General features: G+C 54.8%; 23 protein-coding genes. 16 read left to right on the forward strand and 7 right to left on the reverse strand.

The window, feature by feature from the left end; all coding sequences use genetic code 11:
- Positions 1-13 precede the first annotated feature (13 nt).
- The 11 genes from AVO41_RS02365 (at position 14) to AVO41_RS02415 (ending at position 15101) form a co-directional block, all read left to right on the forward strand.
- The gene (locus tag AVO41_RS02365; RefSeq protein WP_068581994.1) at positions 14-517 is read left to right on the forward strand and encodes a TIGR03546 family protein; all 504 of its coding nucleotides are present in this window, start codon (positions 14-16) and stop codon (positions 515-517) included.
- Complete coding sequence (locus AVO41_RS02370; RefSeq protein WP_082676443.1) at positions 514-2424, forward strand: TIGR03545 family protein; 1911 nt, start codon at positions 514-516, stop codon at positions 2422-2424. Before AVO41_RS02365 ends, AVO41_RS02370 begins: the two co-directional genes overlap by 4 nt.
- Before the next feature lie 28 nt (positions 2425-2452).
- Positions 2453-5320 carry a methyl-accepting chemotaxis protein gene (locus tag AVO41_RS02375; RefSeq protein WP_068581997.1) on the forward strand — a complete coding sequence of 956 codons (2868 nt, stop codon included), beginning with the start codon at positions 2453-2455 and terminating at the stop codon, positions 5318-5320.
- Positions 5317-6396: a DUF6340 family protein gene (locus AVO41_RS02380; protein WP_068582001.1), complete on the forward strand. Its 1080-nt coding sequence runs from the start codon at positions 5317-5319 to the stop codon at positions 6394-6396. The genes AVO41_RS02375 and AVO41_RS02380 overlap by 4 nt, the downstream gene beginning before the upstream one ends.
- Positions 6397-6400: 4 nt before the next feature.
- Positions 6401-7462 carry a hypothetical protein gene (locus AVO41_RS02385; protein WP_153003456.1) on the forward strand — a complete coding sequence of 354 codons (1062 nt, stop codon included), beginning with the start codon at positions 6401-6403 and terminating at the stop codon, positions 7460-7462.
- A 67-nt stretch (positions 7463-7529) separates the two neighbouring features.
- Positions 7530-9701 carry an HAD family hydrolase gene (locus tag AVO41_RS02390; protein WP_068582008.1) on the forward strand — a complete coding sequence of 724 codons (2172 nt, stop codon included), beginning with the start codon at positions 7530-7532 and terminating at the stop codon, positions 9699-9701.
- The gene (locus AVO41_RS02395) at positions 9698-10636 is read left to right on the forward strand and encodes an HAD family hydrolase (protein WP_068582009.1); all 939 of its coding nucleotides are present in this window, start codon (positions 9698-9700) and stop codon (positions 10634-10636) included. The genes AVO41_RS02390 and AVO41_RS02395 overlap by 4 nt, the downstream gene beginning before the upstream one ends.
- The gene (locus tag AVO41_RS02400) at positions 10617-11549 is read left to right on the forward strand and encodes a carbohydrate kinase (protein ID WP_068582011.1); all 933 of its coding nucleotides are present in this window, start codon (positions 10617-10619) and stop codon (positions 11547-11549) included. The genes AVO41_RS02395 and AVO41_RS02400 overlap by 20 nt, the downstream gene beginning before the upstream one ends.
- 81 nt (positions 11550-11630) lie before the next feature.
- Positions 11631-13592, forward strand: a complete 1962-nt coding sequence (locus tag AVO41_RS02405) for an amylosucrase (RefSeq protein ID WP_068582015.1) — start codon at positions 11631-11633, stop codon at positions 13590-13592.
- A gap of 345 nt (positions 13593-13937) precedes the next feature.
- Positions 13938-14495, forward strand: a complete 558-nt coding sequence (locus AVO41_RS02410) for a cytochrome b (protein ID WP_068582018.1) — start codon at positions 13938-13940, stop codon at positions 14493-14495.
- A 27-nt stretch (positions 14496-14522) separates the two neighbouring features.
- A complete protein-coding gene (locus tag AVO41_RS02415) occupies positions 14523-15101 on the forward strand; it encodes a YceI family protein (RefSeq protein WP_068582021.1) in 579 nt (192 codons plus the stop codon).
- A 196-nt stretch (positions 15102-15297) separates the two neighbouring features.
- Here the strand turns inward: AVO41_RS02415 and AVO41_RS02420 are convergent, their stop codons facing one another.
- Together AVO41_RS02420 and AVO41_RS02425 are read right to left on the reverse strand one after the other, a co-directional pair.
- The gene (locus AVO41_RS02420) at positions 15298-16005 is read right to left on the reverse strand and encodes a DsrE family protein (protein WP_068582024.1); all 708 of its coding nucleotides are present in this window, start codon (positions 16003-16005) and stop codon (positions 15298-15300) included.
- Positions 16002-16583, reverse strand: coding sequence for an RNA polymerase sigma factor (locus tag AVO41_RS02425; protein WP_068582027.1), 582 nt, complete (start codon positions 16581-16583; stop codon positions 16002-16004). The genes AVO41_RS02420 and AVO41_RS02425 overlap by 4 nt, the downstream gene beginning before the upstream one ends.
- Before the next feature lie 209 nt (positions 16584-16792).
- Between AVO41_RS02425 and AVO41_RS02430 the strand changes: the two genes are divergently transcribed.
- Positions 16793-17254, forward strand: a complete 462-nt coding sequence (locus AVO41_RS02430; protein WP_068582029.1) for a DsrE family protein — start codon at positions 16793-16795, stop codon at positions 17252-17254.
- A 63-nt stretch (positions 17255-17317) separates the two neighbouring features.
- Positions 17318-18631, forward strand: a complete 1314-nt coding sequence (locus AVO41_RS02435; RefSeq protein WP_068582033.1) for a porin — start codon at positions 17318-17320, stop codon at positions 18629-18631.
- Between the two features lie 76 nt (positions 18632-18707).
- On the opposite strand, the gene ubiB is transcribed toward AVO41_RS02435, so the two are convergent.
- Genes ubiB through hslU form a run of 5 tightly spaced genes read right to left on the reverse strand, consistent with a single transcriptional unit; the run spans position 18708 to position 23615 of the window.
- Positions 18708-20360, reverse strand: coding sequence for a ubiquinone biosynthesis regulatory protein kinase UbiB (gene ubiB, locus AVO41_RS02440; RefSeq protein WP_068582036.1), 1653 nt, complete (start codon positions 20358-20360; stop codon positions 18708-18710).
- A gap of 53 nt (positions 20361-20413) precedes the next feature.
- On the reverse strand, positions 20414-21088 hold the full coding sequence (locus AVO41_RS02445) for an SCP2 domain-containing protein (RefSeq protein WP_068582038.1): 675 nt from the start codon (positions 21086-21088) through the stop codon (positions 20414-20416).
- A 25-nt stretch (positions 21089-21113) separates the two neighbouring features.
- Positions 21114-21866 carry a bifunctional demethylmenaquinone methyltransferase/2-methoxy-6-polyprenyl-1,4-benzoquinol methylase UbiE gene (gene ubiE, locus AVO41_RS02450; protein ID WP_068582046.1) on the reverse strand — a complete coding sequence of 251 codons (753 nt, stop codon included), beginning with the start codon at positions 21864-21866 and terminating at the stop codon, positions 21114-21116.
- Between the two features lie 18 nt (positions 21867-21884).
- Positions 21885-22271 (reverse strand): gamma-butyrobetaine hydroxylase-like domain-containing protein, encoded by a 387-nt coding sequence (locus tag AVO41_RS02455; RefSeq protein WP_068582049.1) that lies wholly within the window; start codon positions 22269-22271, stop codon positions 21885-21887.
- Between the two features lie 12 nt (positions 22272-22283).
- The gene (hslU, locus tag AVO41_RS02460; protein ID WP_068582051.1) at positions 22284-23615 is read right to left on the reverse strand and encodes an ATP-dependent protease ATPase subunit HslU; all 1332 of its coding nucleotides are present in this window, start codon (positions 23613-23615) and stop codon (positions 22284-22286) included.
- Positions 23616-23809: 194 nt separating this feature from the next.
- Here hslU and dapF point away from each other — a divergent pair, with 194 nt between their 5' ends.
- Genes dapF through AVO41_RS02475 form a run of 3 tightly spaced genes read left to right on the forward strand, consistent with a single transcriptional unit; the run spans position 23810 to position 26374 of the window.
- A complete protein-coding gene (gene dapF, locus AVO41_RS02465; RefSeq protein WP_068582054.1) occupies positions 23810-24712 on the forward strand; it encodes a diaminopimelate epimerase in 903 nt (300 codons plus the stop codon).
- Positions 24696-25373 (forward strand): DUF484 family protein, encoded by a 678-nt coding sequence (locus AVO41_RS02470; protein WP_068583238.1) that lies wholly within the window; start codon positions 24696-24698, stop codon positions 25371-25373. Before dapF ends, AVO41_RS02470 begins: the two co-directional genes overlap by 17 nt.
- Positions 25370-26374: a tyrosine recombinase XerC gene (locus tag AVO41_RS02475; RefSeq protein WP_235584634.1), complete on the forward strand. Its 1005-nt coding sequence runs from the start codon at positions 25370-25372 to the stop codon at positions 26372-26374. The genes AVO41_RS02470 and AVO41_RS02475 overlap by 4 nt, the downstream gene beginning before the upstream one ends.
- The last annotated feature ends 1 nt before the right edge of the window (position 26375 follow it).

Raw genomic sequence — 26375 nt, forward strand, 5'->3', positions numbered from 1 at the left:
CAGGAGACAAGACATGCCACTGTTCATCAAATTTTTCAAGGCGCTCAATGCCAACCAATACCCCGGGCAAATCGCGCTGTCGTTTGTGCTGGGGATGATACTGGGCCTTACCCCGTTGTTGTTTGCGCACAACCTATTGATTGTGTTGCTGATATTTTTGCTGCGGGTCAATGTGTCGGCCGTGTTGGTGTCGTTTGCGTTTTTCACGGCCCTGGCGTATCTGTTTGACCCGCTGTTCGATCGCTTCGGCTACTGGTTGCTGACGCTGGAAAGTCTCCAGCCGCTTTGGACTCATTTCTATAACCAGACGTTCTGGCAGGTGTTGTCGTTTAACAACACGGTGGTGATCGGCAGTGTGGTCTTCTCATTGTTGATCAGCCTGCCGGCGTTTGTCGCCTTCCTGTGGCTGGTGCGCCAATATCGCCATCGTTTTATGGCCTGGGCTCAGCGCTTTAAGCTGGTTCGCATGCTGCAAGGCGCCGAAGGCGCCAATGTGCTAGGGGGGATGCTCAAATGAATACGATGAACACAACGGATTCAACCCAGTCCAATGCACCCGAACCGCAAGGCAAGGCGCCCAAAGGCTGGGTCCGCTGGTCGGGTCTGATGTGGTTTGCGCTGATTTTTGCGCTGGTGTTTACTTTGATTTACTGGATCGGCACCTGGGCGCTGAAAGATCAGCTGGAAGACTATGCTTCCAAAGCCTGGGGGGCCAAAGTGGAAATTGGGGATGTGGACATTGGCGTCGCCCCGATTCGTTTGGGACTGGATGACCTGCAGGTCACCGACCCCGACAAACCCATGGAAAACCTGCTGGAACTGGCGCGTATCAGTGCCTCTTTGAACCTGTTTCATCTGGTGGAAGGGCGCACGGTGATTGAAGAACTGGTCTTGACAGAGCTAGGGCTGCATCAGCCGCGCAAGACCTCCGGCGCACTTGAAGACACCACCCCGGTTACGACGGAAGCGGCGATCCGCAAGTCGGCTTCTGAGCCGTCCGACAAAGGCTTTGCCATGCCGGATATGGCCTTGCCGGACCCGCAGGCCATTCTGGCGCGTGAATCGCTGCAAACCATGGAAAAAGCCAAAGAGATCGAGCAAGGCATTCAGGATTTGAAGCAGGCCTGGTCAAATGTGCAGAAAGAGCTGCCGTCTTCCGACGGCATTGACCAGTATCAGGCGCAGTTTGAACAATTGTCTCAGGCCAAAGTGTCGTCGCCGGCCGACATTCAAAAACGCCTGGCTGAGTTTCAAACCCTGAAAAAAGAACTCGAAAGTAAGCGGGAAACCCTGAAAAAGGCACGTGATTTGCTAAGAGAACGCTTGCCGAAGCTGAAGGCCGACTTGGCTGAGCTCAAGGCCATGCCGCAGCAGGATTTAAACCGTTTGATGAGTAAGTATTCTCTGGACGGTCAGGGGCTGTCGAATGTGACCTATTTGCTGTTCGGGCCGCAAATCCGTCAATACACCCAGACAGCGCTGGACTGGTATCAGAAGGCGCAACCGTTTTTGGCGCGTTTGACTCAAATGCTGGAGGAGCGCGAAGCTCAGGCGGCCGAAGCCAAACCTGAGCGTTTGCTGGGACGTGTTGTGGATTTTCCTCTCAAGGACCCACAACCTGAATTTATCATCAAACGTATCACCGCCTCGGCCAATATTGACTGGGGGCGTGTGGTGGCGCAGGTCAAGCAGGTGACATTTGATCATCCCACCACAAAACTGCCGGTGACGTTTGAGGTGGCGGCCACCCCCGCTTCTCAGAGTAGCGCACTGAAAATTACCGGCACCAGCAGCTTTGTGAACCCGGATTCACCGGTGAATCAGGCGCAGTTTGATTGGCCCGGTTATGAACTGTCGGACTGGCAACTGGCCAAAGATGACACCCTGCCGGTGGTGATGAAAAAAGCCCTGGCCACGGTGCATGGCAAGGTGAGCTTGACCGGAATGACCGACCTGGATGCGGCGATTTCACTGGCCTATGACCAGGTGGATTTCGACCTGAGTCAAACCCAGTCCAAACAAGTGGCGCGCTATATCGCGCCGTTGTTTGAGAAGGTATCGGCTTTTACGGTGGATACGGACATTGAAGGCAGTGTGTTCGCGCCGTCTCTGTCTGCCAAGTCGGATCTGGACCGGGTGCTGTCGGGTGCTTTTAAACAGGTCTTTCAGCAGGAAATGGCGCAAGCCAAAGGCCAGTTAAAAGAACAGCTTCAGGCAAAAATGCAGGGGCAACTCGGTCCATTGCAGGATCAATTGGGTGGCTTGCTTGATTCGCAGTCTGCTGTGAACGGTGATTTTCAGGATGTGGAATCGATCATGCAGGCCAATCTGGAAAAACAATTGCAAGGTCAGTTAAAGCAAGGCGCACAAAAGGCGATCGAAGACAAGGTCGGGGATCAACTGAAAGGCTTGTTTGGGCGTTAAGACCACGTTTATTAACGAAGGAAAGATTATGTCGGATTCATCGTTTGTCACTCAGAAGCAGCACCCGATTCCAGACGGCGATGTGCTGGTTTCGGAGACAGACCTGAACGGACACATTACCTATGCCAATCAGGCCTTTATCGATGCCAGCGGGCACGCCTGGGACGAACTGAACGGCGCCCCGCATAACATCGTGCGCCATCCCGATGTGCCAGCAGCGGTTTATAAGGACCTGTGGGAAACCATTCTCTCAGGCAAGCCTTGGCATCAGTATGTCAAAAACCGTTGTGCCAATGGCGATCACTACTGGGTCGAGGCCAATGTGGCGCCTGTGGTCGATCAGGGAAAAACCGTGGGCTTTAAGTCGGTGCGCAACCCGATTGGTGCGGAGCAGATTGCCGCGGCGGAAAAGGCTTATGCTGACATTCGTTCCGGGCGTAAGGTGATTCAGAATGGGGCCTTGCGTTCTCCCTGGTCGATGCGTCTGGCCAAATGGAGTCCCTTGCCGCAGAAATCGATTATGGGCAAGATGATTCTGCCTTTGATCGTGATGGCGATTGTCTGGAGCGTGGTGCTGCAGATGTATCTGCAGACGGTGGCCGACAACCTGTATGAAGGGGCAATGCAGGATCGGCGGGACTTGCTGGTTAAAAACCTGCAATCGGAAGTCGACAGCCGCAGTCAGATTGCTCTGACCAATGCGGTGGGGATTGCCGGCAACTCGGCGGTGATTTACGGGCTGTATGACAATCAGGAAACCGTGCTCTGGCAGATCGTCAACGTGAACTATGAGCAGTACGTTGAACGTGCCAACATGGCGGGCATTGGCATTGCCATTTTTGATGGCAACCTCAAGCAGGTCGCCGCCAGTGGCGTGCCCATTACGCTGGATGCCATGCCGAAAGACCCGCTGACCCGGATTGAATTTCAAAGCGAAGGCAGTTATCTGCAGGCGGTCGTGCCGGTGCCTTATGGCGAGAAAACCATCGGGGCGGTGGTGGTGAGTTTGCCCATGACGCAACTGGCGGACGTGGAAGCGGGCAACAGCCACGGTTATATGGTGTTGCAAAAAAACAGCGACGGCTTCGCAGTGATGCCCGGCTTTGAAAATGATCCGTTGTCCCAGCGCTTGCAGCGCATGGACCTGTCCCGTCTTCTGAAGACAGGGCTGGCCGATTTGGATGATCAGATTGTGGCGGCTCAGCCCATTCGCGATGTCAGCGGTGAACGGGTGTTGGGCATGCATTTGATTTCCGAGCCCAAAGACATTCTCGAGCAGCTTTTGAGCGACACCTATTTTATGATTTATGTGGCTCAGGGAGCGATGGCGCTCGGCTTTTTCCTTTTACTGGTACAGGTCTACTGGCGCGCGCACATGTTTGTACTGGGGCCATTGCGCGCCTTTACCCGCAAGCTGGCCATTGCCGCGGATGAAGGCAGTATGTCCGCACGGGTGGATGTGGTGAGTGAAGACGAAATCGGCACCATGGGTCAGAGTTTCAACAAATACCTCACCTCGGTACAACACCTGATGATTTCGGTATCAGACATGATTGATGGAATGTCGCACGGCAATCTTCAAAACCGTATCGTGGCCGATGCGCGCGGTGATCTGGGAACCGTCAAGCACCAGGTGAACGCTTCGGCCGACAGCATTCAGGGCATTATTCAGGAGATTGAGAAAGCGATCAAGGCCATCAATGCGGCGCAGTATGATTTCCGTTCCGATGCAAAATTTGAAGGTGATTTCGGCGAGATGATGACGGATCTTCAGGCGGCCATGCGCAGCACGCACCAGGCTGTGACCGGCATCAATCAAACCATGCAGGCCCTGGCACAGGGGGACTTCAGTACTCGTTTGGATATGGACCTGCAAGGAGAGCTATCGGGGTTGAAAGACAATGTCAACGCCTCGCTCAGCCAGCTTGAAGCTGGGGTGAACTCGGCGGTGGATGTATTGGTAGCGCAGTCCCAAGGGGACTTGTCTCAACGAATGCAGGGGCATTATGAAGGCAAACTGGCCACCATGCAGTCGTCCATGAATCAGTCGCTGGATAAAATGAGTGCGGTCATTGATGAGCTGATGCTGGCGTCCAATACGGTCAATGAAGCGGCCAACCAGATTGCTCAGGGCAGTCAGACTTTGACGCATCAGGAGCAGGCGCAGGCCGAGACGTTGCAGGAAATGGTCACATCCATGGATCAGGTGACTGAAACCGTGCGTCACAATGCCGGTACCGCCGGTCAAGCCTCTCAGTTGGCGGATTCGGCTAAAAAGCAGGTCGACGATGGGGCCGCGGTCATGCGTGAAACCAGTGGCGCGGTGAAAGAACTGGCAGACTCCAGTCATAAAATTTCCGACATTACGGGCTTGATTGATTCGATCGCCTTCCAGACCAATCTATTGGCGCTGAATGCGGCGGTGGAAGCCGCGCGTGCGGGTGAGGCCGGACGCGGGTTTGCCGTGGTGGCGGGCGAAGTACGCTCTTTGGCCGGCAAATCCAGTGAAGCGGCCAAAGACATCCGTCAGCTGATTGAAACCAGTGTGGAGCAGGTGACGCAAAGTGAAAAACTGGTCAAGCAGACGGAAGAAGCGTTTGAGTCGATCCGCAACGTCATTGTGGACATGCATCAGTTCATTCAGGATTTTGCCACCGCCAATAACGAACAGACGGCCAGTGTGGAGAAAATTAATCAGACCATCGACGGCGTGGGCCAGACCACGGCACGCAATGTTCAAAGTGTGGAAGAGGCGGCCGAAGCCGCCCAGACGCTTCGCCATGAAGCTGAAAACATGCAGCAACAGGTCAGTTTCTTTCGCACCCAGGGAACCGGTGCCCGTGCTTTGAGCCCCCGGGTTGCCTACTCGGCCGATAAAAAGGATGACCCTGCGTGAACCAACATGATTTGGTTGGGGTTTTGTCGCTTATTTTGACCAGGCCTGGTCAAAAAAGGGGATTGACCTGGTTCTGGGCTGTGGGGCTGGTTGCGATGCTCTCAGGCTGTGGGCGCAGTGTCAGTATTCAGGTGCTGGAGCCGGCCAAGGTCACACAGGCCGAGCAAATCCGTCAGATTGCCGTGATGCCGCTTGAGCAGGATCGCATCGGCCTGACCGAGCGGTTGGAAACCGCTTTGGCGCAGAGCCGAGTGGATGGGGCGCGTTATTTTACGCTGGTGAACCGGCGTGATCAGGAACAGGTCTTGGCGGAGCAGCGCTTTCAGCACAGCGGTCTGCTGGCGTCGGACAAACTGGTAGAACTGGGCGAGTTGCTCGGCGCCAGCGGGTTGGTGTCGGGTCGGATCAATCAGGCCGAGAGCGATGACGAGCGCTATTATGAAGAGCGCATTCGCTGTCGGGATAAAAAATGCGAGCAGACCTACCTGGCTCGGGTCTGGTGTACGGCTCGCCATATGAGTCTGAGCGCCAGCCTGCGTGTGACCGACGTGGCCAAAGCCGAAATTTTGCATGCGCAAACCTATCAGACCCGTCGCGAATGGCATCACTGTCGTGACAGTGCCAATACCCTGCCCACTCGTGGACAAGGCTTGCAACAGTTGGCCGATGAGTTGGCGCAGCGATTTGTTCGGGATATGACCCCGCATTACCGCTCAGTGTCGATCGAGCTTCTGTCGGACCCGGCAATGGATTATTCCTCAAAACAAAGTGAACAACTGGATCGGGCCCTGGCGTTTATGGAAGCGGGTCGATTTGACCGCGCCCAGACCATTTTGACAACGTTGTTGCAAAGCACCCATCAACAGTCTTATGTGGCGGCCTACAATCTGGGCGTGGCGCATGAAGCACAAGGCGACCTCAAAGCGGCTCAGGCGCTGTATCAAATGGCGGATGGCCGCCTGGCTGAACCGGATGAGGTTGTCAACGCGGCCCTGATCCGCATCGATCTGGCCATTGAAAAACAGGCGCTGGCCCAGCGGCAGTTGCAAGATGATTCGGCTGAGACCACGCCTTAATTCAGTGTCTCGATGGTCCGGGCGACTGGCGTTGGGCGCCGCGCTTGGGATTTGGCTCAGCGCCTGTCAACACTCGCCTGAACTCAAACCTGCCTCCGGCCCGGACACCGTTTCCTTGCCAGTGGATGCGCCGGACTGGCTATCGCAACCACCTGACGACACCCCACGTTATTTTTATGCCACCGCCGTCAAAGCGGACCGAACCCAAGCTCTGGAACATGCCCTGGCAAGGATCGCTCGCAACGTCGCGGTCACCGTGACTTCGCGGTTTGAATCCCATCAGGAAGTCTGGCGCGGTGCCTTTGACTGGCAACGCCACCACAGTCAGCAGACACTGACACTGGATACTCCGCCGCTGACCGTGACCGGTCATAAGGTGCGCGCCACCCAGCGCCTGGCCGATGGTCGCTTGGCACTGTTGTTGGCGGTGGACCGAGAACAATGGTATCAATCCTTGTCGGCGGAACATGAGCGCAAACGGCAAGTCTGGTTGCAATCGGTGCGTGCGACCGATCGCATTCATTCACGTGACGACTGGCTGAGACAAGTCTGGATTCGGTTGTCTTTACAAGCTGACTGGTCGCACTGGTGGCAAACCGCACGCTGGCTTCAGGCCATTGACCCCACGCACGATCTTGCCGCGGATCGGGCTCAGTTAGAAGGCTGGCGCGAAGCGACGCAAACGTTGTTAACGCAGCGTTCTGTCTCCATTTTTTCATCGAGCACCTTGTGCGGCACCACCGGTGGTCGAACCGCGCTGGAACAGGCTTTTTCTCAGTTGGGGCTGACCTCGGTCTGGCCCCCCTTTCAAGCGGAGGGCGCGGGGCTGACGATTCAAACCAGTCTGAACCGTCGCCAGGCCCACGGGTTTGAAATTCTGACCTGTCAGATGCAACTGGATTGGCGCACCGCAGAACAAACCTTGGCCACCTGGTCTTTTCAACGTCAGGGACGCGGGCTGGTCGGGCAGGATCAGGCGCTGCCCGCTTTGCAGCAGGCTCTGAAGACGGCACTGACTCAGGCACCGCCTTTGTCACCTCTTTGGTCTGCGTCTTTTGAGGATTAAGCGCTTGTGGTAGGATGAAATAGAGTTGCATGCACTGGACTCCATGTCATTCAATCAATGAGGCATCATGAAACAACTGTATTTGGTGTTGATGAGTGTTCACGGTCTGATTCGTGGACGTGATCTGGAATTGGGGCGCGATGCCGACACAGGCGGACAGACCTTGTATGTGCTGGAGCTGGCTCAGGCTCTGTCCGAGCGCCCGGAGGTGGCGCGGGTGGATTTGATGACCCGGCGGGTGGTGGATCCGGACGTATCCGATGACTACGCCCAGCCGATTGAGCGAGTCTCTGACCAATTCAATATTGTGCGCATTGATGCCGGCCCGGAAGAATACTTGCCCAAAGAACAGCTTTGGGATCATCTGGACGCCTTCGTCGACAATGCCTTTTCCCATCTCAAACAGCAGTCGTTTTACCCGCATTTAATCCATTCACATTATGCCGACGCGGGCTATGTCGGCGAGCATCTGTCCAGCCAATTAGGCGTGCCATTGATTCATACCGGGCATTCACTGGGACGCGTCAAACGGGCCCGCTTGCTCGCCAGCGGTCTGAGCGCGCCACAGATTGAAGAAACCTACAACATGTCCCGGCGGATTGAAGCCGAAGAAATGACGCTGGCAGTGGCTGAGCGGGTGATTACCAGCACCCGTCAGGAAATTGAAGAGCAATACGCGCTCTATGACTATTACCAGCCCAATCAGATGCGGGTGTTGCCGCCGGGCACAAACCTGGAAGATTTTCACCCGGTGCGATCGGGGGATCCCATCGATGCCGAATTGCGCACGTATCTGACCCGATCATTGGTGGCACCTGAGCGGCCGATGATTCTGGCGTTGTCACGCCCGGATCGACGTAAAAACATCGTTTCATTGGTCGAAGCCTATGGACAGTCCGAATGGCTTCAATCCCATGCCAATCTGGTGATCATTGCGGGCAACCGCGACGATCTGGAAGAAATGGACGATGCCACCGAACAGGTCTTCACCGAACTGTTTCTGGCCATGGATCGTTACGACCTCTACGGCAAGGTGGCGTTGCCCAAGCATCATCAGCGTGACCAGGTTCCGGAAATTTATCGCATTGCCGCGGCCTCAAACGGCGTGTTTGTCAATCCGGCCCTGACCGAGCCTTTTGGTCTGACGTTGATTGAAGCGGCGGCCAGCGGGTTGCCTCTGGTCGCGACCGAAGATGGCGGGCCGCGTGACATTTTGGACAACTGTCACAACGGCTACCTGATTAATCCGTTGGCGCCGGAAACCATTGCCCGCGCGATTGAAAAGCTGCTCAAAGACCCGGCATTGTATGCCGACAAAGTGTCTCAGGGGCTGGCCGGGGTGACGGAGCATTATTCATGGCAGGCGCACGCCGAAAGCTATATGCAGCTGATCGAGCCGCTGGTCAAAAACAATCAACGCCTGGAACGGCCGCCGATTGTGCGACGTCAGGGCCTTTATCACGAGCGGGCGTTTGTCACCAGCCTGGATCAGAATCTGGTCGGGGATCGCGAGGCGATCAAAACACTGATGCAGCGTTTGAAAACGCATCGTCAGAGTACCCTCTATGTGGTGGCCACCAGCCGTCGTTATGATTCGGCGCTGCAGTTGATGAAAACCTATGGCATGAGTGAGCCGGATGTGTTGATCAGCAGTGGCGGCACCGACATTCGTTATGCCCCCAACCTGACGCGCGACCAGGCCTGGCTGGCGCATATTGATTATCAGTGGACCCCGCATCGGGTGCGGGCTGTGATGCAAGAATTACCAGGCCTGGTGCGCCAGCCCCGACTGGAACAGAGTCACTTCAAACTCAGTTATTACGTTGATCTGAGCAAGATTTCGCTCGATCAGATCAAAAAAGCCTTGTACGAAGCGGAGCAGTCGGTGCATGTGCAGTTGTCATTTGATCATTACATCGACATTCTGCCGATTCGTGCCTCCAAAGGGCTGGCACTGCGCTATGTGATGGACCGTTGGCAGGTGCCGCTGGCCAAAACCTTTGTTGCCGGCGGCGCCGGGGCGGATGAAGATATGATGCGCGGCAACCCGCTTGCGGCCGTAGTGGCCAACCGTCACCATGAAGAACTGTCCAATCTGGCCGAAATCGATCGTATTTACTACGCTGAGTCGGCCTTTGAGCAAGGCATTCTGGAGGCTCTGGATTATTATGATTTCTTTGGGGCCTGTATGGACCCAAAAGAAGCCGATGAAGCGTCAACCGAAGGACACCCGGCATGAGCATCTGGGAGCTGTTGCTGGCGTGCGACATGGACCAGACGGTGATCCCCAACGGCCAGGTCGTGGAAGCGACGGGCGCCCGTGAACGGTTTCAGGTGTTTTGTGACGATGCACGGGTGCAATTGGTTTATGTGACCGGGCGTGACATCGGATTGGTGGAAGCGGCCATCGCCCAATATCATCTGCCTTTGCCGGATTTTGTGATCACCGATGTGGGCGCTCAAATGTACGCTTATGATGCCAAGACGGGGCCTCGTATTTTGGCCGACTGGCACGCACATTTGGCCCAAAGCTGCCCACCGGAGGCGTTTGCGCGCATTGATCAGCATTTAAAAGCCTGGACGCGACTGGTCCCTCAGGAAGCCGCGCGCCAGAAGACATTCAAGCACAGCTACTATGTGGCCGCCGACGCCGACATGCCGCCACTGGTGCAGGAAATCAAAAACCATTTGGCGCATTTGGGCTTGGCCGTCAGCGTGATCTGGAGTTTTGATCATGAAAAGGACGTCTGGCTGCTGGACATTCTCGCGCGTGAAGCCAATAAGCTGGATGCATTGCTGTTTTTGTGTGAGCGTCAGGGCATCGGCCAATCGGAACGGGTGTTTGCCGGGGATTCCGGCAATGATCTGGCCGTGATGGAAAGCGACATCCCATCCGTGCTGGTGGCCAACGCATCGGAATCGGTCCGCGCCGAGGCAGCACGACTGGCGGCCAGAACCCGGCGCCAGGCGCAGCTGTATCTGGCCGAGTCCCAATGTTCGCACGCGCTGGACCACCGTTGCGGGTATTATGCCGATGGGGTGCTGCAGGGCGTCTGGCATTTTGTGCCCGCGGCGCATGACGCGCTTAAGCGGGCCGGGGCTGATTTTTCAGAGATGACCGGGTCATCCGGGATGCAAACGAAGGGGGCGCATCATGGTAAGCGCACACAGTGACGACCAGGCACTGGTGATATTTGGAGAAGTGTTGTTTGACTGTCTGCCGGACGGACAGACGCTGCTGGGCGGTGCGCCCTTTAATGTGGCCTGGCATACTCAGGCGTTGGGGCTGCATCCACGCTTTGTCAGCGCCATCGGTCAGGACGCGATGGGGGAGCAGGTTCGCCATGCCATGCATGAATGGTCGTTGTCGCAGACGGCGGTGACCACCCATGACGATTTGCCCACCGGGCGAGTGGAGGTGACCCTCGATCAGGGCCAACCTCACTATGAGATCATGCATCCGGTGGCCTATGACCGCATTGAGCCGGTGGATGTAACCGCACTGCTGAACCAGGCGGTGCACAGTCCGCATCCGGGCATTTTGTATCATGGCACCCTGGCGTTGCGCGATGCGCCGTCGCGTCATGCGTTGGAACGGCTGAAAGCGGCGGGGGATTTTGATATTTTTGTGGATGTGAACCTGCGCGCGCCCTGGTATGATCCGGCGCTGGTTCGGGGCTGGCTCAAGGATGCGGATTGGGTCAAGCTCAATGACGAGGAATTCATCGAGCTGGGCGGCGAGTCCGAATGGCTCACACAGGACCCGGCAACGGCGCTGGGCGACTTCAAACAGCGTTTTGGCCTTAAAGGCGTGATTGTCACCCTGGGCGCCGATGGGGCGCTGGGCATGGATGAAAGCGGCCAGCTCAGCCGGGTCACGCCCGAGCCGTTGCCGAGTGAGAAAATTCAGGACACCATCGGTGCCGGGGATGCGTTTACCTCGGTGGTCCTGCTTGGGTTGCTGGAAGAATGGCCCTGGATGCAGACGTTGCAGCGAGCGCAACAATTTGCCAGTCAGGTCGTGCAAATCCAGGGCGCGCTCAGTCACGATCCGCGCTTTTACCAGGCCTGGTTAAAAAACCATTGAACGGATGCTTTTCGTCGGTCCATAACGCCAAATAAAACGAGCCCTTTGTTTGTTTAAAGGGCTTAAAACATAGGAATCACTATGTACGAACCGGTTGCACACTCACTGCTTAACGACATTCTCAATCGCATTCGCCCCGAAATTTACAAGGAAGATTTGCGCCATTTTTATACCCGTCTGGGGGCCAATTTTTATGCGATCCATTCATTGTTTTATCGGCTCTACGGTCATCGCAAGGATTTTGAGGGACAGGCACAGAAATTGGTTGAAACCATGGCCTGTCAGTACATTGAACGCCCGGAAGCCTTGCGTGAAAGTGACATCGAGCGCGAAGACAATCATAACTGGTTCCTGAGCCAGAAGTGGGTGGGCATGGCGCTCTATGCACACGGTTTTGCCGATGATCTGAACGGCGTGCGCGAGCATTTGCCCTACCTGGAGTCACTGGGGGTGAATCTGCTGCATGTCATGCCGATCATGCAATGCCCGCAAGGAAGCAGTGACGGGGGCTACGCGGTCAGTGACTTTCGTGAGATTGACCCGCGCGTGGGCACGCTCGATGACCTGGCGCATTTGAGTTATGAGATGCGCCAAAACGACATGCTACTGACCCTGGATGTGGTGCTCAATCACACCTCGGACGAGCATGAATGGGCGCAGAAAGCCAAAGCCGGTGACCCGGTGTATCAGGATTATTATTACACCTTCTCCAACCGCAATGTCCCGGACATGTTCGAGCAGAGTCTGCCGGAGATTTTTCCCGAAACCGCGCCCGGCAATTTTACCTGGGATGAAGACATGCAGCGCTGGGTGATGACGGTCTTTAACGACTATCAGTGGGACTTGAATTACGCCAACCCGGCGGTGTTCATCGAAATGCTGGATGTGATTCTGTACTGGGCCAATAAAGGCGCGGACATCGTGCGACTGGATGCGGTGGCGTTTTTATGGAAAAAAATCGGCACGGCGTCGCAGAATGAGCGTGAAGCGCATTTGATTTTGCAGCTGTTGAAAGACTGTTGTCAGGTCACCGCTCCAGGCGTGTTATTCATCGCTGAGGCCATTGTCGCGCCGGGTGAAGTGGCAAAATATTTCGGCGAGGATGCGGTGATCGCCAAAGAATGCGAAATTGCCTACAACGCGACGTTTATGGCACTGATGTGGGATGCAGTCGCCACCAAAAATGCGCGACTGCTCAATCAGGGCATGAAAAGTCTGCCCTCCAAGCTGGACCGGGCCACCTGGCTCAACTATGTGCGTTGTCATGATGACATTGGCCTGGGCTTTGATGACAGTGACATCGCTGCAGTGGGATATGATCCCAGCGGACACCGTCGTTTTCTGGTGGATTATTTCACCGGCCGGTTCGACCACTCTCATGCGCGCGGGCTGCCGTTCGGGCAAAATGCCAAAACCGGTGATACCCGAATTTCCGGGTCGCTGGCCAGTCTGGTCGGGTTGCAGTATGCGCTGGAACAGCAGGACCCCAAGGCGATTGAGGACGCGATTGCGCAGATTTTACTTCTGCATGGTTTGACCCTGTCTTATGGGGGGCTTCCGCTGCTTTATTACGGCGATGAAGTGGGCACGCTGAATGACGATGCCTATCTTCAGGACCCTTATAAAATGGAAGACAATCGTTGGGTGCATCGTCCCATCATCGACTGGCAGAAGCTGGAACGGCGCTTTGAGACCGGTACGGTCGAAAACCGTATTTTTGAAGGGCTGAGACATCTGATTTCGGTGCGCAAAGAGATCGATGTGTTTGCCGATTTCAATAACCGCTCTCTGATCGAAACCGACAACCCGCATCTGTTTGTGTTCGAACGCTATGACTTGGACCAAAACCGACACAGCGTGTTGGTGGTGGCTAACTTTCATCCCGAGCCGCAGCATCTGGACATGAGTCAAGTGGGGCCGCACTGGCAGTTGGATGGCTATCAGCGTATTGAAGATCAGATCAGTGGGCATCAGCCGGACGTGTTCAGTGATAATCTGATCATTCCCGGTTTCAGCCACTATTGGTTGACACGCATCGGTTAAAGGTCCTATCGGTCGTGCCTCGCTCGCCCTGTGTGAGCTGAGACGACGGGTGCCAACAGATAGAAATACGAGAATCGTTACTCAAAATGTTTCACTGCCTTGGCAACAGTGCACCTTTCTGGCTGGTTTTGTGGTCAATGTCATCCAATGGTATGACTTTGTGTCGTATGGTCACCAAGCCTATTTTCCGTCCTAACGCTTTTTAGACTCCCTCTCTCTTTGTGTTTCTGTTCATTTAAGTCCTGTTGTTCTGGTTTGCGCAACGGTTAATTGCACTGTGGCCGGTATGTGCGGCCAGTCGATTGAACTAAGCTTATGGCTAGGTCGTCACGAGGGTCTGTTGACATGTCGTTACAAAATTCGTCTCACCATTATGGCTGGTTGACCATTGCATTGCACTGGGTGATCGCTTTGGGTGTGTTGAGCGTTTTCTTTCTGGGGCTGTGGATGGTGACCCTTGATTATTATTCCACTTGGTATCACCAAGCGCCCTGGGTGCATAAATCATTGGGGGTGGTGTTGGTCGGGTTGATGGTTGTTCGCTGGATCTGGCACCGAATCTCCTGTGTGCCCAAGCGATTTGAAAATCTGCCGGCAGCATGGATGCACGCGGCGGTGCATGCCAGCCATCTTATGATGTATGGGCTGGTATTGTTGATCGGGCTGACGGGGTATTTGATCTCGACCGCGGAAGGCAAGCCTGTGTCGGTGTTTGATTGGTTTCATATTGCCGCGCTGCCCTGGCAGTTTGAGCAACAAGCCGATTGGGCGGGTTGGTGGCACCAGTGGCTTGCCTATGGGTTATTAGCACTGGTCGTTATGCACGCTGTGGCGGCGCTGAAACATCATTTTGTGGACAAAGACTGTACGTTGAAACGCATGTTGAACACTCAACCTTATTGATCCATTTTCACCAAAGCAAGGAGTTGAATGATGAAACGTTTACAAACAATGGCTCTGGCCGCCGGAATGACTGTGGCCGCTGTTTCCCAGGCCGACCCGGTTACTTATCAGATCGACACCCAAGGCATGCATGCCTCCATCAATTTTAAGATTCAGCATCTGGGTTACAGTTGGCTGACGGGGCGGTTTGATGAGTTTGAAGGCACCTATGTGTACGACAAAGATAAGCTCTCCAACAGTCGGGTCGAAGTGAGCATCGACACCGCCAGTGTGAACAGTAATCATGCGGAACGTGACAAACACTTACGCAGTGATGACTTTCTGAGTGTGGCCGATCACCCTAAAGCTGTATTTGAAAGCACGGCGATCAGCGGAACTGGTAAAGAGATGACCATTGAGGGCAATTTGACTTTGAATGGCGTGACCCGTGCCATTGTGATTGACGCTCAGAAAGTGGGCGAAGGCAAAGATCCCTGGGGTGGTTATCGCAGTGGTTTCAAAGGTAGCACGACCCTGAAACTGGCGGATTTTGACATCACAAAAGATCTGGGACCCGCTTCCACCGAAGTCCATTTAATGTTGCACGTGGAAGGGGTGCGCCAGTAATAGCGCTTTCAATGAATTCTGTGACCAAAAACCCGGCTAATGCCGGGTTTTTTGGTTGACCAGAACAGGCGTTAATAATGCGGTGCTTCGCAGAGTCATTTGACCGAATGGTGGTGATCAAAACAACCAGGCCTGGTTAGTTTGTGGCAAAACCCGGCACGCCTTGACGCCCGTCCATTGCGCCGTATAACTGTGGTCAGAACTTGTAGTAGGACCAGCCTTGTTGCATTTGATGGACGATTTCATCAATCGCCGGTTTATCCGCTTTCACTCCATCAATCAGTTTGATGGATTCGCCCTTGGCCGCACGGCGTTCCAAAGCGCGCTGACAAGCAATCAGTTTCAGGTTGTCATATTGCGCCAATAAACCAATGATGGCTTCCCGGTTCTGGTTGTCCTGTTCGAACAAATCCACCCCTTTGTCATTGGCAACGATTTCAATCTGTATTGGCGGCACGTCCTCGTTCGTTTTGTTTGCTTGCAAAAGTGTACTGGCTTTTTGCAAGAGGGCTTGGGTTCTGTCCGGTTGATTGGAATCAATGTGCAACAAAATCCGAGAGTTGGATGCGTCAGTCTTCACCAAAGAAGAGCCGCTGAACTCATGACCGGATGTGGGTGCATTCGCCCACCAGACCCCTCCAAGTGTGACTGCGATTAGCACCGAAGCGGCCGTTGCCCAATAAGACACTCTGTAAGGCTTTTTTGAGCGCGCACTCGGCGGCACCGGCACTTGGCGGTAGTGCTCCAGCATCTGCTGTTTGATTTTTCGAAGCTCGCAGACTTCTGCTCGCAGAGCGGGATCCAGCGCCATGTTTTTCTCAAAACGCTGGCGCTCATGCGACGAGAGTTCTCCATCTAAATACGCATGAATTTCCTGCGATGTCGTTTTCTGTTTTTCTGTCATTTCGTGCGACTCTTTTTTAAAACGACCACGTTGTCTTGATACTTGGGCTGTGACCCCTCGTTGGTCACCAGTTTTTTCAGTTTCTCCCGGCCGCGAGACAGTCGACTCATGACCGTTCCGGCGGGCACATCGATGATGTCCGCGACTTCCTGGTATGAAAAGCCTTGCAGATCAACCAGAGCGATCACCTCCCGTTGGTCAACAGGCAGGTTTCCCATGGCATCGTGAATGGTTTCAACAGCCTGCTTACGAATGTATTGTGATTCCAATGATTCCGTTTTCATCTGATGTTCGGCTACCTCGGCAACCGTCACATGTTGCCAGCGGGCATTATGCCGACAATTATCATAAAACAGATTATGCATGATTTTGCATAACCAACGGTCAACGCTGTTAAAGCAGGTCAGTTGATCGGCTTTCTGCAATGACTTCACCATTGTGTCTTGTACCAAATCTTGTGCCAAAGACTCATCTCGACTCCAAGCGTAAGCAATACGGTAAAGGTCAGCATAATGCGATTCAAGCACAGCATTCAATTTGACTTGGTTGGTTTTTAACTTTACCCAGTGGCTAATCATTTACCCCTCCTTTTTTCATCATAGGAGAAAGACCAACCCGCCACAAGTGCTTGTTTTGTCTATAAGAATATAATTGTTTTATGAAATAAACAGGCGTTATTTACTCATAGAAATAATCATGCAAGAAAGTTGGAATAAAGTCGTGTTGATTTGCGTTGTTGGGGGGAGTGCTGTTGATAGCCTCATATCAAAACTGGAGGAAATAAAACGTGTTCAAACAGAAAGTAAACCTGTTCATTTTGAGTTGGCTCGCGACACTGCTGTTCTCAGCCAATGTCGTGGCGGCCGCTCAAGAACCCCCGTTGCCGGAGACTTTTGCAACCCACAAGGTCGTCCTGCAAATCAGTGATCCTAACCCGTTCAAGCAGACGTTGGTGTTGAACGTGGCCAACAACCTGATGAAGCACTATGACGCAGGTGATTTAGATTTGGAAATCGTCGCGTTCGGACCGGGTTTGCGATTGATGTTGGAAGGCAATGCCAACACGGCTCGCATTCAATCGCTCATGGACGTCGGGGTTCGTTTCAGTGGTTGTGCCAATACGCACAAGCATTTTACCAAAATTCTGGGAAGCAAGCCTCCTCTGATCGAAGGGGTGAGCGTGGTGCCCGCTGGCGCCGCACGTATTTTGCAACTGAATGCAGCGGGCTATCAGATATTGAAACCCTAAAACCGCTCAGGCTGGAAGCCACAGGATTTAAAAAAGACAACATAACGATTAGAGAAGAGGCTTATGAAGAAACAATTTTTGACCAAAGTACTCCCCGCTGCTGTCATGGCGGCTTGCTTTACGTCGCCAGCTCAGGCCACCAACTGGTTGATGCTGCAGGGCACTGAACGGGCCGATCAAGCGCCAAGGGCCAAACTATGGGGATTTGTGCAACTGGATTATCAACAGACCGATGACACCAAGCTGAAAGCCGGGCCTTATGCCGGGAAGTCTGCCGCTTTTAACCAAATGGCCCCGCAGTTGGATACGCCCAGCGGTTTCAATGTCAAACGTGCCCGAATCGGGGTGCGGGGGAATAATCTGCCATTAGACAAAAAGGTTAATTATTTTCTGCTGGCAGAAATGGGCAACAATGGCGTCACGACCGGTGAAGGTGCTTCGCAGGGGCAATTGACGGACGCCAGTGTGACCTTGAATCATATTCCCGGTGCGCGTGTGCGCGTTGGCCTGTTCAAAACCCCAGGGTCAGAAGAAGGGTTGCAGGCCGCGTTTGTTGCCAACTATAACAACTTTTCCAATGCGACCAACCGCCTGTTGTTGGAAAGAACGTTCGATTATCAAAGTGGCAATACCGGGCGAAACGGGCCGGTCGGCGCCTTTCGGGATACCGGGGTGCAGGTTTTTGATACATTCAATCTTGGGGGATGGGAGACCAGTTACGCGGTCATGATCGGAAACGGGGCCGGTTTGGCGTATACGGATAACGATCAAAATCGTGACACCTATCTCTATGCCTCCACCGAAAAAGTTTTTGGCAGCTCCAAAGGGCCTCGTCGACATGGGTTTAAGCTTTATGCCTGGAATCAAGCCGGTCAACGCAGTTACAACGACGGTACCCCCAGTTCGTCTGGCGCGGACACCGACGAGGATCGTACACGTCGGGGTGTAGGGACCACTTATTTTGACGGTACCTACCGACTGGGAGCTGAGTACATGACGGCCGACGGAATGATCTATGGGGGGACGACCGGTGCCGGGACGCCCGACGATGGAGCGACGTTTACCGTGTTGCCGGATCAAAAAGCCGACGGTTATTACGTCAGCCTGGGGTATCGCCCGATGTCCAATGTGGAGCTGGATGTGCGTTACGATCGACTCAACAGCGGTACGGACAAAAACGGCACGGGTGGAGCGGGTGCGAAACGCGTGTTTGAAACCACCACGCTCGGCGCACAGTACTTCTTTAATAAAAAGACTACCCTCAAAGCCAACTATGAAATCCGCAGTATTGACGCCCCCAACTCAAATGACACGGTCAATCGAATTTTGGACTCGATTGATGATCGTATCTCATTACAGTTGACAGCCGTTTTCTAAGTGGTTGGTTTGTTTTGCGTTCATGGCCTGCTTTTGCAGGCCTTTTTTTGTCCATCAATGGTGGAAGGCGCTTGGTTTATTTGCCTCGCCAGGCGATGATCGCACCCACGGCGATCAGGGTCCAATGCAACCACTCGCTTTGGGTGTAGGCACTGGGTTGTAGTTGATGTCCGAATAAGATCGGGATCAAACCGGCCAGGATCAGGGCGCTGGCGAACCAGCGGTGGCGTTGTTGGTGGGCTTGTCTCGCCAGTTGGCGTTCCAGATCGGCCAGTCGTTGGGATTGCCCGGCAAAATCGGCGTGCGACAGGGCCTGCAGACTGCTGTGCACCAGGCCTGGTAAATTTGGGGCCTGCTCAATCCAGAAAGGCAGGTTGCGACGACTGTTTTTGACCAGGCTTTTCAGGCCCACGCGTTCCTGCATCCAGTCTTCCAGAAAGGGCTTGGCGGTGTCCCACAGATCCAGTTCGTCGTCCAGTTGGCGCCCCAGCCCTTCGATGTTGAGCAGGGTTTTTTGCAGCAACACCAGTTGCGGTTGGACTTCCATGCCGAAACGTCGCGCCGTCTGAAAGAGGCGCATCAGAAACAAGCCGAATGAAATGTCTTTCAACGGGCGGTCCCAGATGGGTTCGCACACAGAGCGGATCGCCGATTCCAGTTCATTAACACGGGTATCGGCCGGCACCCAGCCTGATTCGATGTGCAGCTCGGAGACTTTCAGATAATCGCGGTTGAAAAAGGCCAGAAAGTTTTCCGCCAGGTAACGCTGATCTTCGGGGTTAAGCGTGCCCATGATGCCAAAATCAATCGCGGCATAACGGCCATCGGGCAGGACAAAAATATTGCCCGGGTGCATGTCGGCATGAAAAAAGTTGTGTTTGAACACCTGCGTGAAAAAGATGGTCACGCCTTTGGCCGACAGCTCGGTCAGGTCAATGCCGGCGGCTTCCAGTTGATCGGTCTCGCTGATGCGAATGCCGTGAATGCGCTCCATGGTTAGAATATGGTCATGCGTGTGTGACCAGTAGATTTCCGGGACGTAGAGCAGGTCAGAGCCGTCGAAGTTGCGTTTGAGCTGGGCGGCATTGGCGGCTTCGCGCATCATGTCCAATTCATCCAGAATGGTTTTTTCAAACTCTTCCACCACTTCGACCGGATGCAGACGGCGACTGTCCTTGATGGCCGCCTGAAGCAGACCGGCCAGGGTTTTCATAATTGCCACATCCTGTCGAATCACCGGCAGAATGTCGGGGCGCACCACTTTGACCACCACATCAGCCCCGTCAGGCAAGGTGGCCGCATGCACCTGAGCGATGGAAGCCGAGGCCATGGGCACGGGGTTGAGGCTGGCGAAGGCGGTTTCGATCGGTTCGTTGAGCCCGTCTTCAATGATTTTCAGCGAGGTCTGTTCGTCAAACGGCGGGCAGTCGTCTTGCAGTTTGCGCAATTCGGTGGCGATGTCATCGGGCAATAAATCTTTGCGGGTGGACAAGGCCTGGCCCAGTTTGATGAAAATTGGGCCCAGTGCTTCCAGCGCCAGACGAATACGCTCGCCACGACCGCCGGAATGCGTCGCCCGCCAGTTCCAGGGCAGGAGCTTGTTAAGCCAGAGCAGCCAGGCGTACTTGGTATGCGCCAGAATCAGACGATCAATCTGGTAATGGGTCAGCACCTGATTGATGCGGATCATGCGGTGAAATTGATGCAGGCGTTGCTTAAGTGCGTTCATGAAAGACCGGTGTTGAAATAAGTGAGTCGGTTTCCGGGCGCCATCACTGGCCCTCAGGGTTGAATGTGGGGTTGCATTTGATCGGCCATCAACGCTTCCACGCGATGGGTGAGCGCATCGACGCGCTGAGCCAGTTCGTTGACGTCTGTTTCAAATTGCGTCACTTCATGCGGCAGCGGTAATAGCTTGAGTTCAAATTGCAGGTATTCGCGCAATGTGGTCCAGGCCTTTTCCTGAAGGGAGCGGGTCTGTTCGCGTGCACCGCGCACGGCTTCGCCCGCCTGATGCGCGATTAAATCGCCGGTTAAATGTGAGAGTTGCTCTTCCCAGTCGATCGACAGTCCGCCAAGGGCAGTGAGAAACTGCCGGGCCAGTGCCTTATCACCCAACAGGGTTTGTGTCGACGTCCCTTGCTCCGGGCCTTTTTTGAGCCAGCTTAAAAAGTCGGTCTGGATGTGGGCATCGGCCTCACCCATCAAATGCGTCTGCACCACAAATTCTCCGGCCGGATTCTGATCGGGGACATGATCCGGGTTGGGGTGAAACGTCCAGAACACGGAGAGGCCCAGATCACGAAAAGAGGTTTGCACCACTTTTTCCGCACAGGGCAAAAAGGCTTCGCCCTGAAGGGTGTCCCAGGCAATGGCCTGATTGATCAGGGGTTGAAGCACCTCCGCCAAAGCTGTTTTGACTAGGCCTGGTGAAAATTGAGGGTCGGTCGGTGTCATTGCGCTCTCCTTGCCATGCAGGTGATCAGTATTTCCAGCCACGGTGCAAGGCGACGATGCCTTGCGACATGTTCAGATAGTCAGCCTTGTCAAATCCGGCGTCCAGCATCATCTGCTTGAGGGTTTCCTGATCCGGGTGCATGCGGATGGACTCGGCCAGGTAGCGATAACTGTCTTCGTCGTTGGCGATCCATTTGCCCATTTTGGGCAACAGATTGAACGAGTAAAAATCATAGGCTTTGGCCATCAGCGGTTGTGAGACTTTGGAAAATTCCAGAATCATGGCCATGCCGCCGGGTTTAAGCACGCGCGCCATTTCCGCCAGCGCCTGATCCTTGTTGGTGACGTTGCGCAGGCCAAACGAAATGGTGACCAGGTCAAAGGTGTTGTCGGGAAAGGTCAGGGCTTCGGCATTGGCCAGAGTGTAGTCGACATTGCCCACGACTCCGGCATCCGTCAGGCGCTCGCGGCCGACGCGCACCATGTTTTCGTTGATGTCGGCCAGCACCACTTGGCCGCTTGGCCCCACGCGTTTGGCAAAGGCACGGGTCAGGTCGCCGGTGCCACCGGCCAGATCCAGCACCTTGTGGCCGGGACGGATGCCCGAAAGTTCGATGGCGTGGCGTTTCCACAGGCGGTGAATGCCCAGCGACATCACATCGTTCATCCTGTCATAGTTGGTTGCGACGGAGTCGAACACGCCTTTGACTCGTTTGACTTTCTCTTCCAGCGGGACTTTGTTAAAGCCAAAATCGGTGGTGCGGTTGTCTGTGTTCATAAAAATTACCAGGCCTGGTTAAATCAGCTGTTGGGGATCGGTTTGAATGTCGGGATGTTTGTGACCGGCTTTGAGCAGGCGATTCAGGTAGTCCTGCCAATAGGCATCGTAATGTTTGCCCAGGTCATAAAGGCGCTCCCAGGTGTAAATGCCGGTGTCGTGACCGTCGTCAAAATGCAGCTTGACCGCGTAGTTGCCGACGGGCGTGATCTCGTCGATATTGACTTGCTGTTTGCCGGTCTGCAACACTTCCTGGCCCGGCCCGTGCCCGGTGACTTCGGCCGATTGGGAGTAAACCCGCAGGTATTCACACGGCAGCTCAAAGGTTTCGCCCGTGTCAAAGGCAATCGCCAGCAATCGCGATTTCCGGCGTAATTTGATGTCGGTTGGTTGTGGTTGTGGCATGGCAGTCACCGTTTACAAAATGTATTGCGACAAATCCTGATCCTGTGCCAGATCGCCCAGACGGTCGTTGACGAATTCGGCATCAATGGTCACCGTCTCACCGTGACGGTCGGGTGCGCTGTAGGAAATGTCTTCCAGCAGGTGCTCCATCACTGTGTGCAGGCGACGTGCGCCGATGTTTTCGGTGGCTTCGTTCACGTCAAAGGCGATTTCAGCCAGGCGTTTGATGCCGTCGTCGGTAAAGCTTAGGGTGACGCCTTCGGTGGCCAGCAGCGCCGTGGCCTGTTTGGTCAGTGCGGCTTTGGGTTCGGTTAGAATGCGCACAAAATCGTCCACTACCAGTGACTTCAATTCCACGCGGATGGGCAGGCGCCCCTGCAACTCGGGAATCAGGTCCGACGGTTTGGACAGATGAAAGGCGCCGGACGCCACAAACAGGATGTGATCGGTTTTGATCATGCCGTGCTTGGTGGACACACTGGAGCCTTCGATCAACGGCAAGAGGTCACGTTGCACGCCTTCGCGGGAGACATCTCCGCCGCCGGCATCCTGACGCTTGGCCACCTTGTCGATCTCGTCAATAAAGACAATGCCGTTTTGCTCTACGCTTTCGATGGCTTTGGCCTTGAGATCTTCCTGATCAATCAACCGCTGGGCTTCTTCTTCCACCAGGTGTTTGAACGCCTGTTTGATTGGCAGTTTGCGTTTGTTCTTTTTGCCGCGGCTCAGGCCTTCGAACATGTCCTGCAACTGATTGGTCATCTCCTCCATGCCCGGGGCGCCCATGATTTCCACATTTGGCGGAGCGGCGGAGAGTTCGATTTCAATTTCCTTGTCGTCCAGGTCGCCTTCACGCAAGCGCTTGCGAAATTTCTGGCGCGTTTCCGACATGCTGTCGTGGCTTTGCTCTTCGTAACCGCGAGCCGGCGGCAATAAAATGTCCAAGATCTTTTCTTCGGCCGCGTCTTCAGCCTGGCGCTGAACCGATTCCATTGCCTGTTCGCGGTGCATTTTGATCGCGTTTTCGGCCAGGTCCTTGATGATCGAGTCCACTTCGCGTCCCACGTAACCGACTTCGGTGTATTTGGTGGCCTCAACTTTAATGAAAGGCGCGTTGGCGAGTTTGGCCAGTCTGCGCGCGATTTCGGTTTTGCCCACCCCGGTGGGGCCGATCATCAGGATGTTTTTGGGGGTGACTTCCTGTCGGAGGTCGTCACCCAGTTGCGCACGTCGCCAGCGATTACGCAGGGCAATGGCGACCGATTTTTTGGCCTCAGCCTGGCCGACGATGTAGTTGTCGAGTTCGTGTACGATTTCTTTGGGCGTCATTATCGACTTGCTCATGCGGTTCCTTTTGCCGTTTGTCGAAAAAGACCTCTGATTAGGTGCCGTGACCATGGGGTGGTAACGGTGGACGTGTCCGTCCATTCGACGAAAGTGTTCGCTTGGCACGCGTTCGCCGGGTTCAGAGGTTTTCCAATCATGAATTTGGTTTATTATAATGGACTTTGCTGTCAAAGAATATGAATAGGAGCCCCATGTTGCCAACCCTTTCCACTGCCGGAGAGTCGCTGTCGTTTCGAAAAATGCAGGGGCTGGGCAATGATTTTATGGTGATTGACGCCACCGAATCCAACCCCCATTTGACCCCGGAAGAGATTCAGGCCTGGTCCGATCGCCATTTCGGTGTGGGCTTTGACCAATTGTTGATGGTTGAAACCACGCAAACCGCTGGGGTCGATTTTCGTTATCGGATTTTCAATGCCGATGGCTCCGAAGTGGCGCAATGTGGCAATGGCGCACGCTGTTTCGCGCGGTTTGTGGTGGACAAGGGGCTCACAGACAAGCGTGAAATCACCGTGGAAACCGCCTCGGGCGTGATTGTGCTCTATGTGCGCGAGGACGGTTGGGTGCGGGTCAATATGGGGCACCCGCGTTTCGCCCCCGCGGACTTACCCTTTAAAGCTGATGGCGTCCAGCCAAACTATGAACTGGCGCTGGAAGAGCAAACGGTGTCAATCGGGGCGGTTTCCATGGGTAATCCGCATGCGCTGGTTCTGGTGGACGACGTTGAGAGCGCGCCTGTCGCCAGTTGGGGCCCGCAGATTGAGGCGCACGGACGGTTTCCCGAACGGGTGAATGTGGGCTTTGCCGAAGTGCTCGGTGATGAGGCCATTCGTTTGCGCGTGTATGAGCGCGGTGCGGGTGAAACGCTGGCCTGTGGCACCGGGGCCTGTGCGGCCATGGTGATTCTCAGGCAATGGGGGCAGGTGGGTGCCCAAGTCAGGGTCGAACTCAAAGGTGGCCCTTTGCAGATCGAATGGTCGGGTGAGGAAACGGACCCTGTGTGGATGACGGGGCCGGCAGAAACCGTGTTCGACGGCGAAATCCCGAGGTCAGTCAAGCCAGCGGCGGAGGGCGGTCATGTCGAGTCTGATTAACGATTTGCACGCCGAAGACGTGGCGGAATACCTCAATCACAACCGTCAGTTTTTTCATGTGTTTCCAAGCCTGTTGGGTGAACTGAGCATTCCACACCCAAAGACGGGGGAAGAAATTTCCCTTTTGGAACGCCAGGTGCATCAGCTGCGACAGCAACGTGATCAGTTGCAGACCGAAGTCGATACCCTCAAAGACGTGGTAGGCGAAAACGGCCAGTTGTTGCATAAGGTGTATGCCATGGCCTACCGTTTGTTGGCGGCGCAAACCAATGACGCAGCGGTGGCCGAGATTTATCAGACCATGGACAGAGTGTTTGAGGTGGAGGCCATGACCCTCGTGACCTGGGAAATGCCGAGTGAATCGGTGCCCGGCTTGCATCAGCTGGGCTTGTCGCAGCAATGGTCACAAAGTTTGAAGAATGCATTAGAACCGGGGGAGCCGCGTTGTGGGTTTCTGGAACCGGGCTGGCAGGACGGTTTGTTTCAAACCCAGGCGGCCATGCAAACCGTGTGTGTGATGCCGCTGGGTGAGCAACGTGTGTGGGGCGCCTTGGCTTTGGGCGCCAGCAGCGACCGCTTTCATCCGGATTTGGGCACGTATTTTTTGACGGTGATGGGCCAGATGATCTCTGCCCGGTTGGCAAGGTTGTTTGATGCATGAAGCGAATGGCGGATAGGGGCACAGATCACGCAATCCATCTCTGGAGGGCCTTTGAAGCCCTCAGTGTCCGCAAAGGTCAATCGGCGCTGACGCGTCAGAATTACGCCCGCGATGTGAGCGCGTTCGTTTGGTTTTTTCTGACCTACCACGGACAGACACGGTCGCAAGCGCCTTCTGAAAAGACCCTATCACAAAACAACCAGGCCTGGTTATTGCAGTCCTTTGAGAAGTGGGCCGATGTGCAAGCCTCCGATGTGCAGGCATTTTTGGCCGAACGCATGAGTCAGGGCATCAGCGCGCGCACCGTGGCGCGTCAGTTGTCGGCCCTGCGCAGTTTTTATCGATTCTTGCTTGAACAGGGGCAGGTGTCTCACAACCCCGCGGCCGACGTCAAAGCGCCCAAACAACCCAAGCCCCTGCCCAAAAGCCTGGATGTGGATCGCACCAGCCAATTGCTGGATCAACCGCTGGAAACCTGGCAGGACGTGCGCAATCAGGCCATTTTCGAGCTGCTCTATTCTTCTGGATTGCGTCTGGCCGAGTGTGCCGCGCTGGATGTTCGTCAGGGGTTGGACAAGTTGCGGGAAGGGTGGCTGGAGGTGATCGCGGGCAAGGGCAATAAAGACCGTTTGGTGCCCGTCGGTGAAAAAGCCCAGGCTGCGCTCACAGATTGGTTGTCGATTCGATCTGAGCACAGTGCTGCTGATGAAACCGCCTTGTTTGTCAACCGACAGGGACGTCGGCTCAGTGCTCGCGCCATCCAGCAACAACTCAAGCAACGAGCGCAGAAAGCCGGGCTGCCCATGTCGGTCTCGCCCCATCGATTGCGCCATGCCTGTGCCACCCATGTGTTAGAATCCAGTGGCGATTTGCGCGCGGTGCAGGATCTGTTGGGGCACGCCAATTTGAGCACCACACAAATCTACACTCACCTGGATATGCAACATCTGGCCCAGGTCTATGATCAGACGCATCCGCGCAGCAAAAAACCGAACGACTAGC

This window comes from Thiomicrospira sp. WB1 (genome assembly GCF_001507535.1).
In the GTDB taxonomy this organism is placed as follows: Bacteria; Pseudomonadota; Gammaproteobacteria; order Thiomicrospirales; family Thiomicrospiraceae; genus Hydrogenovibrio.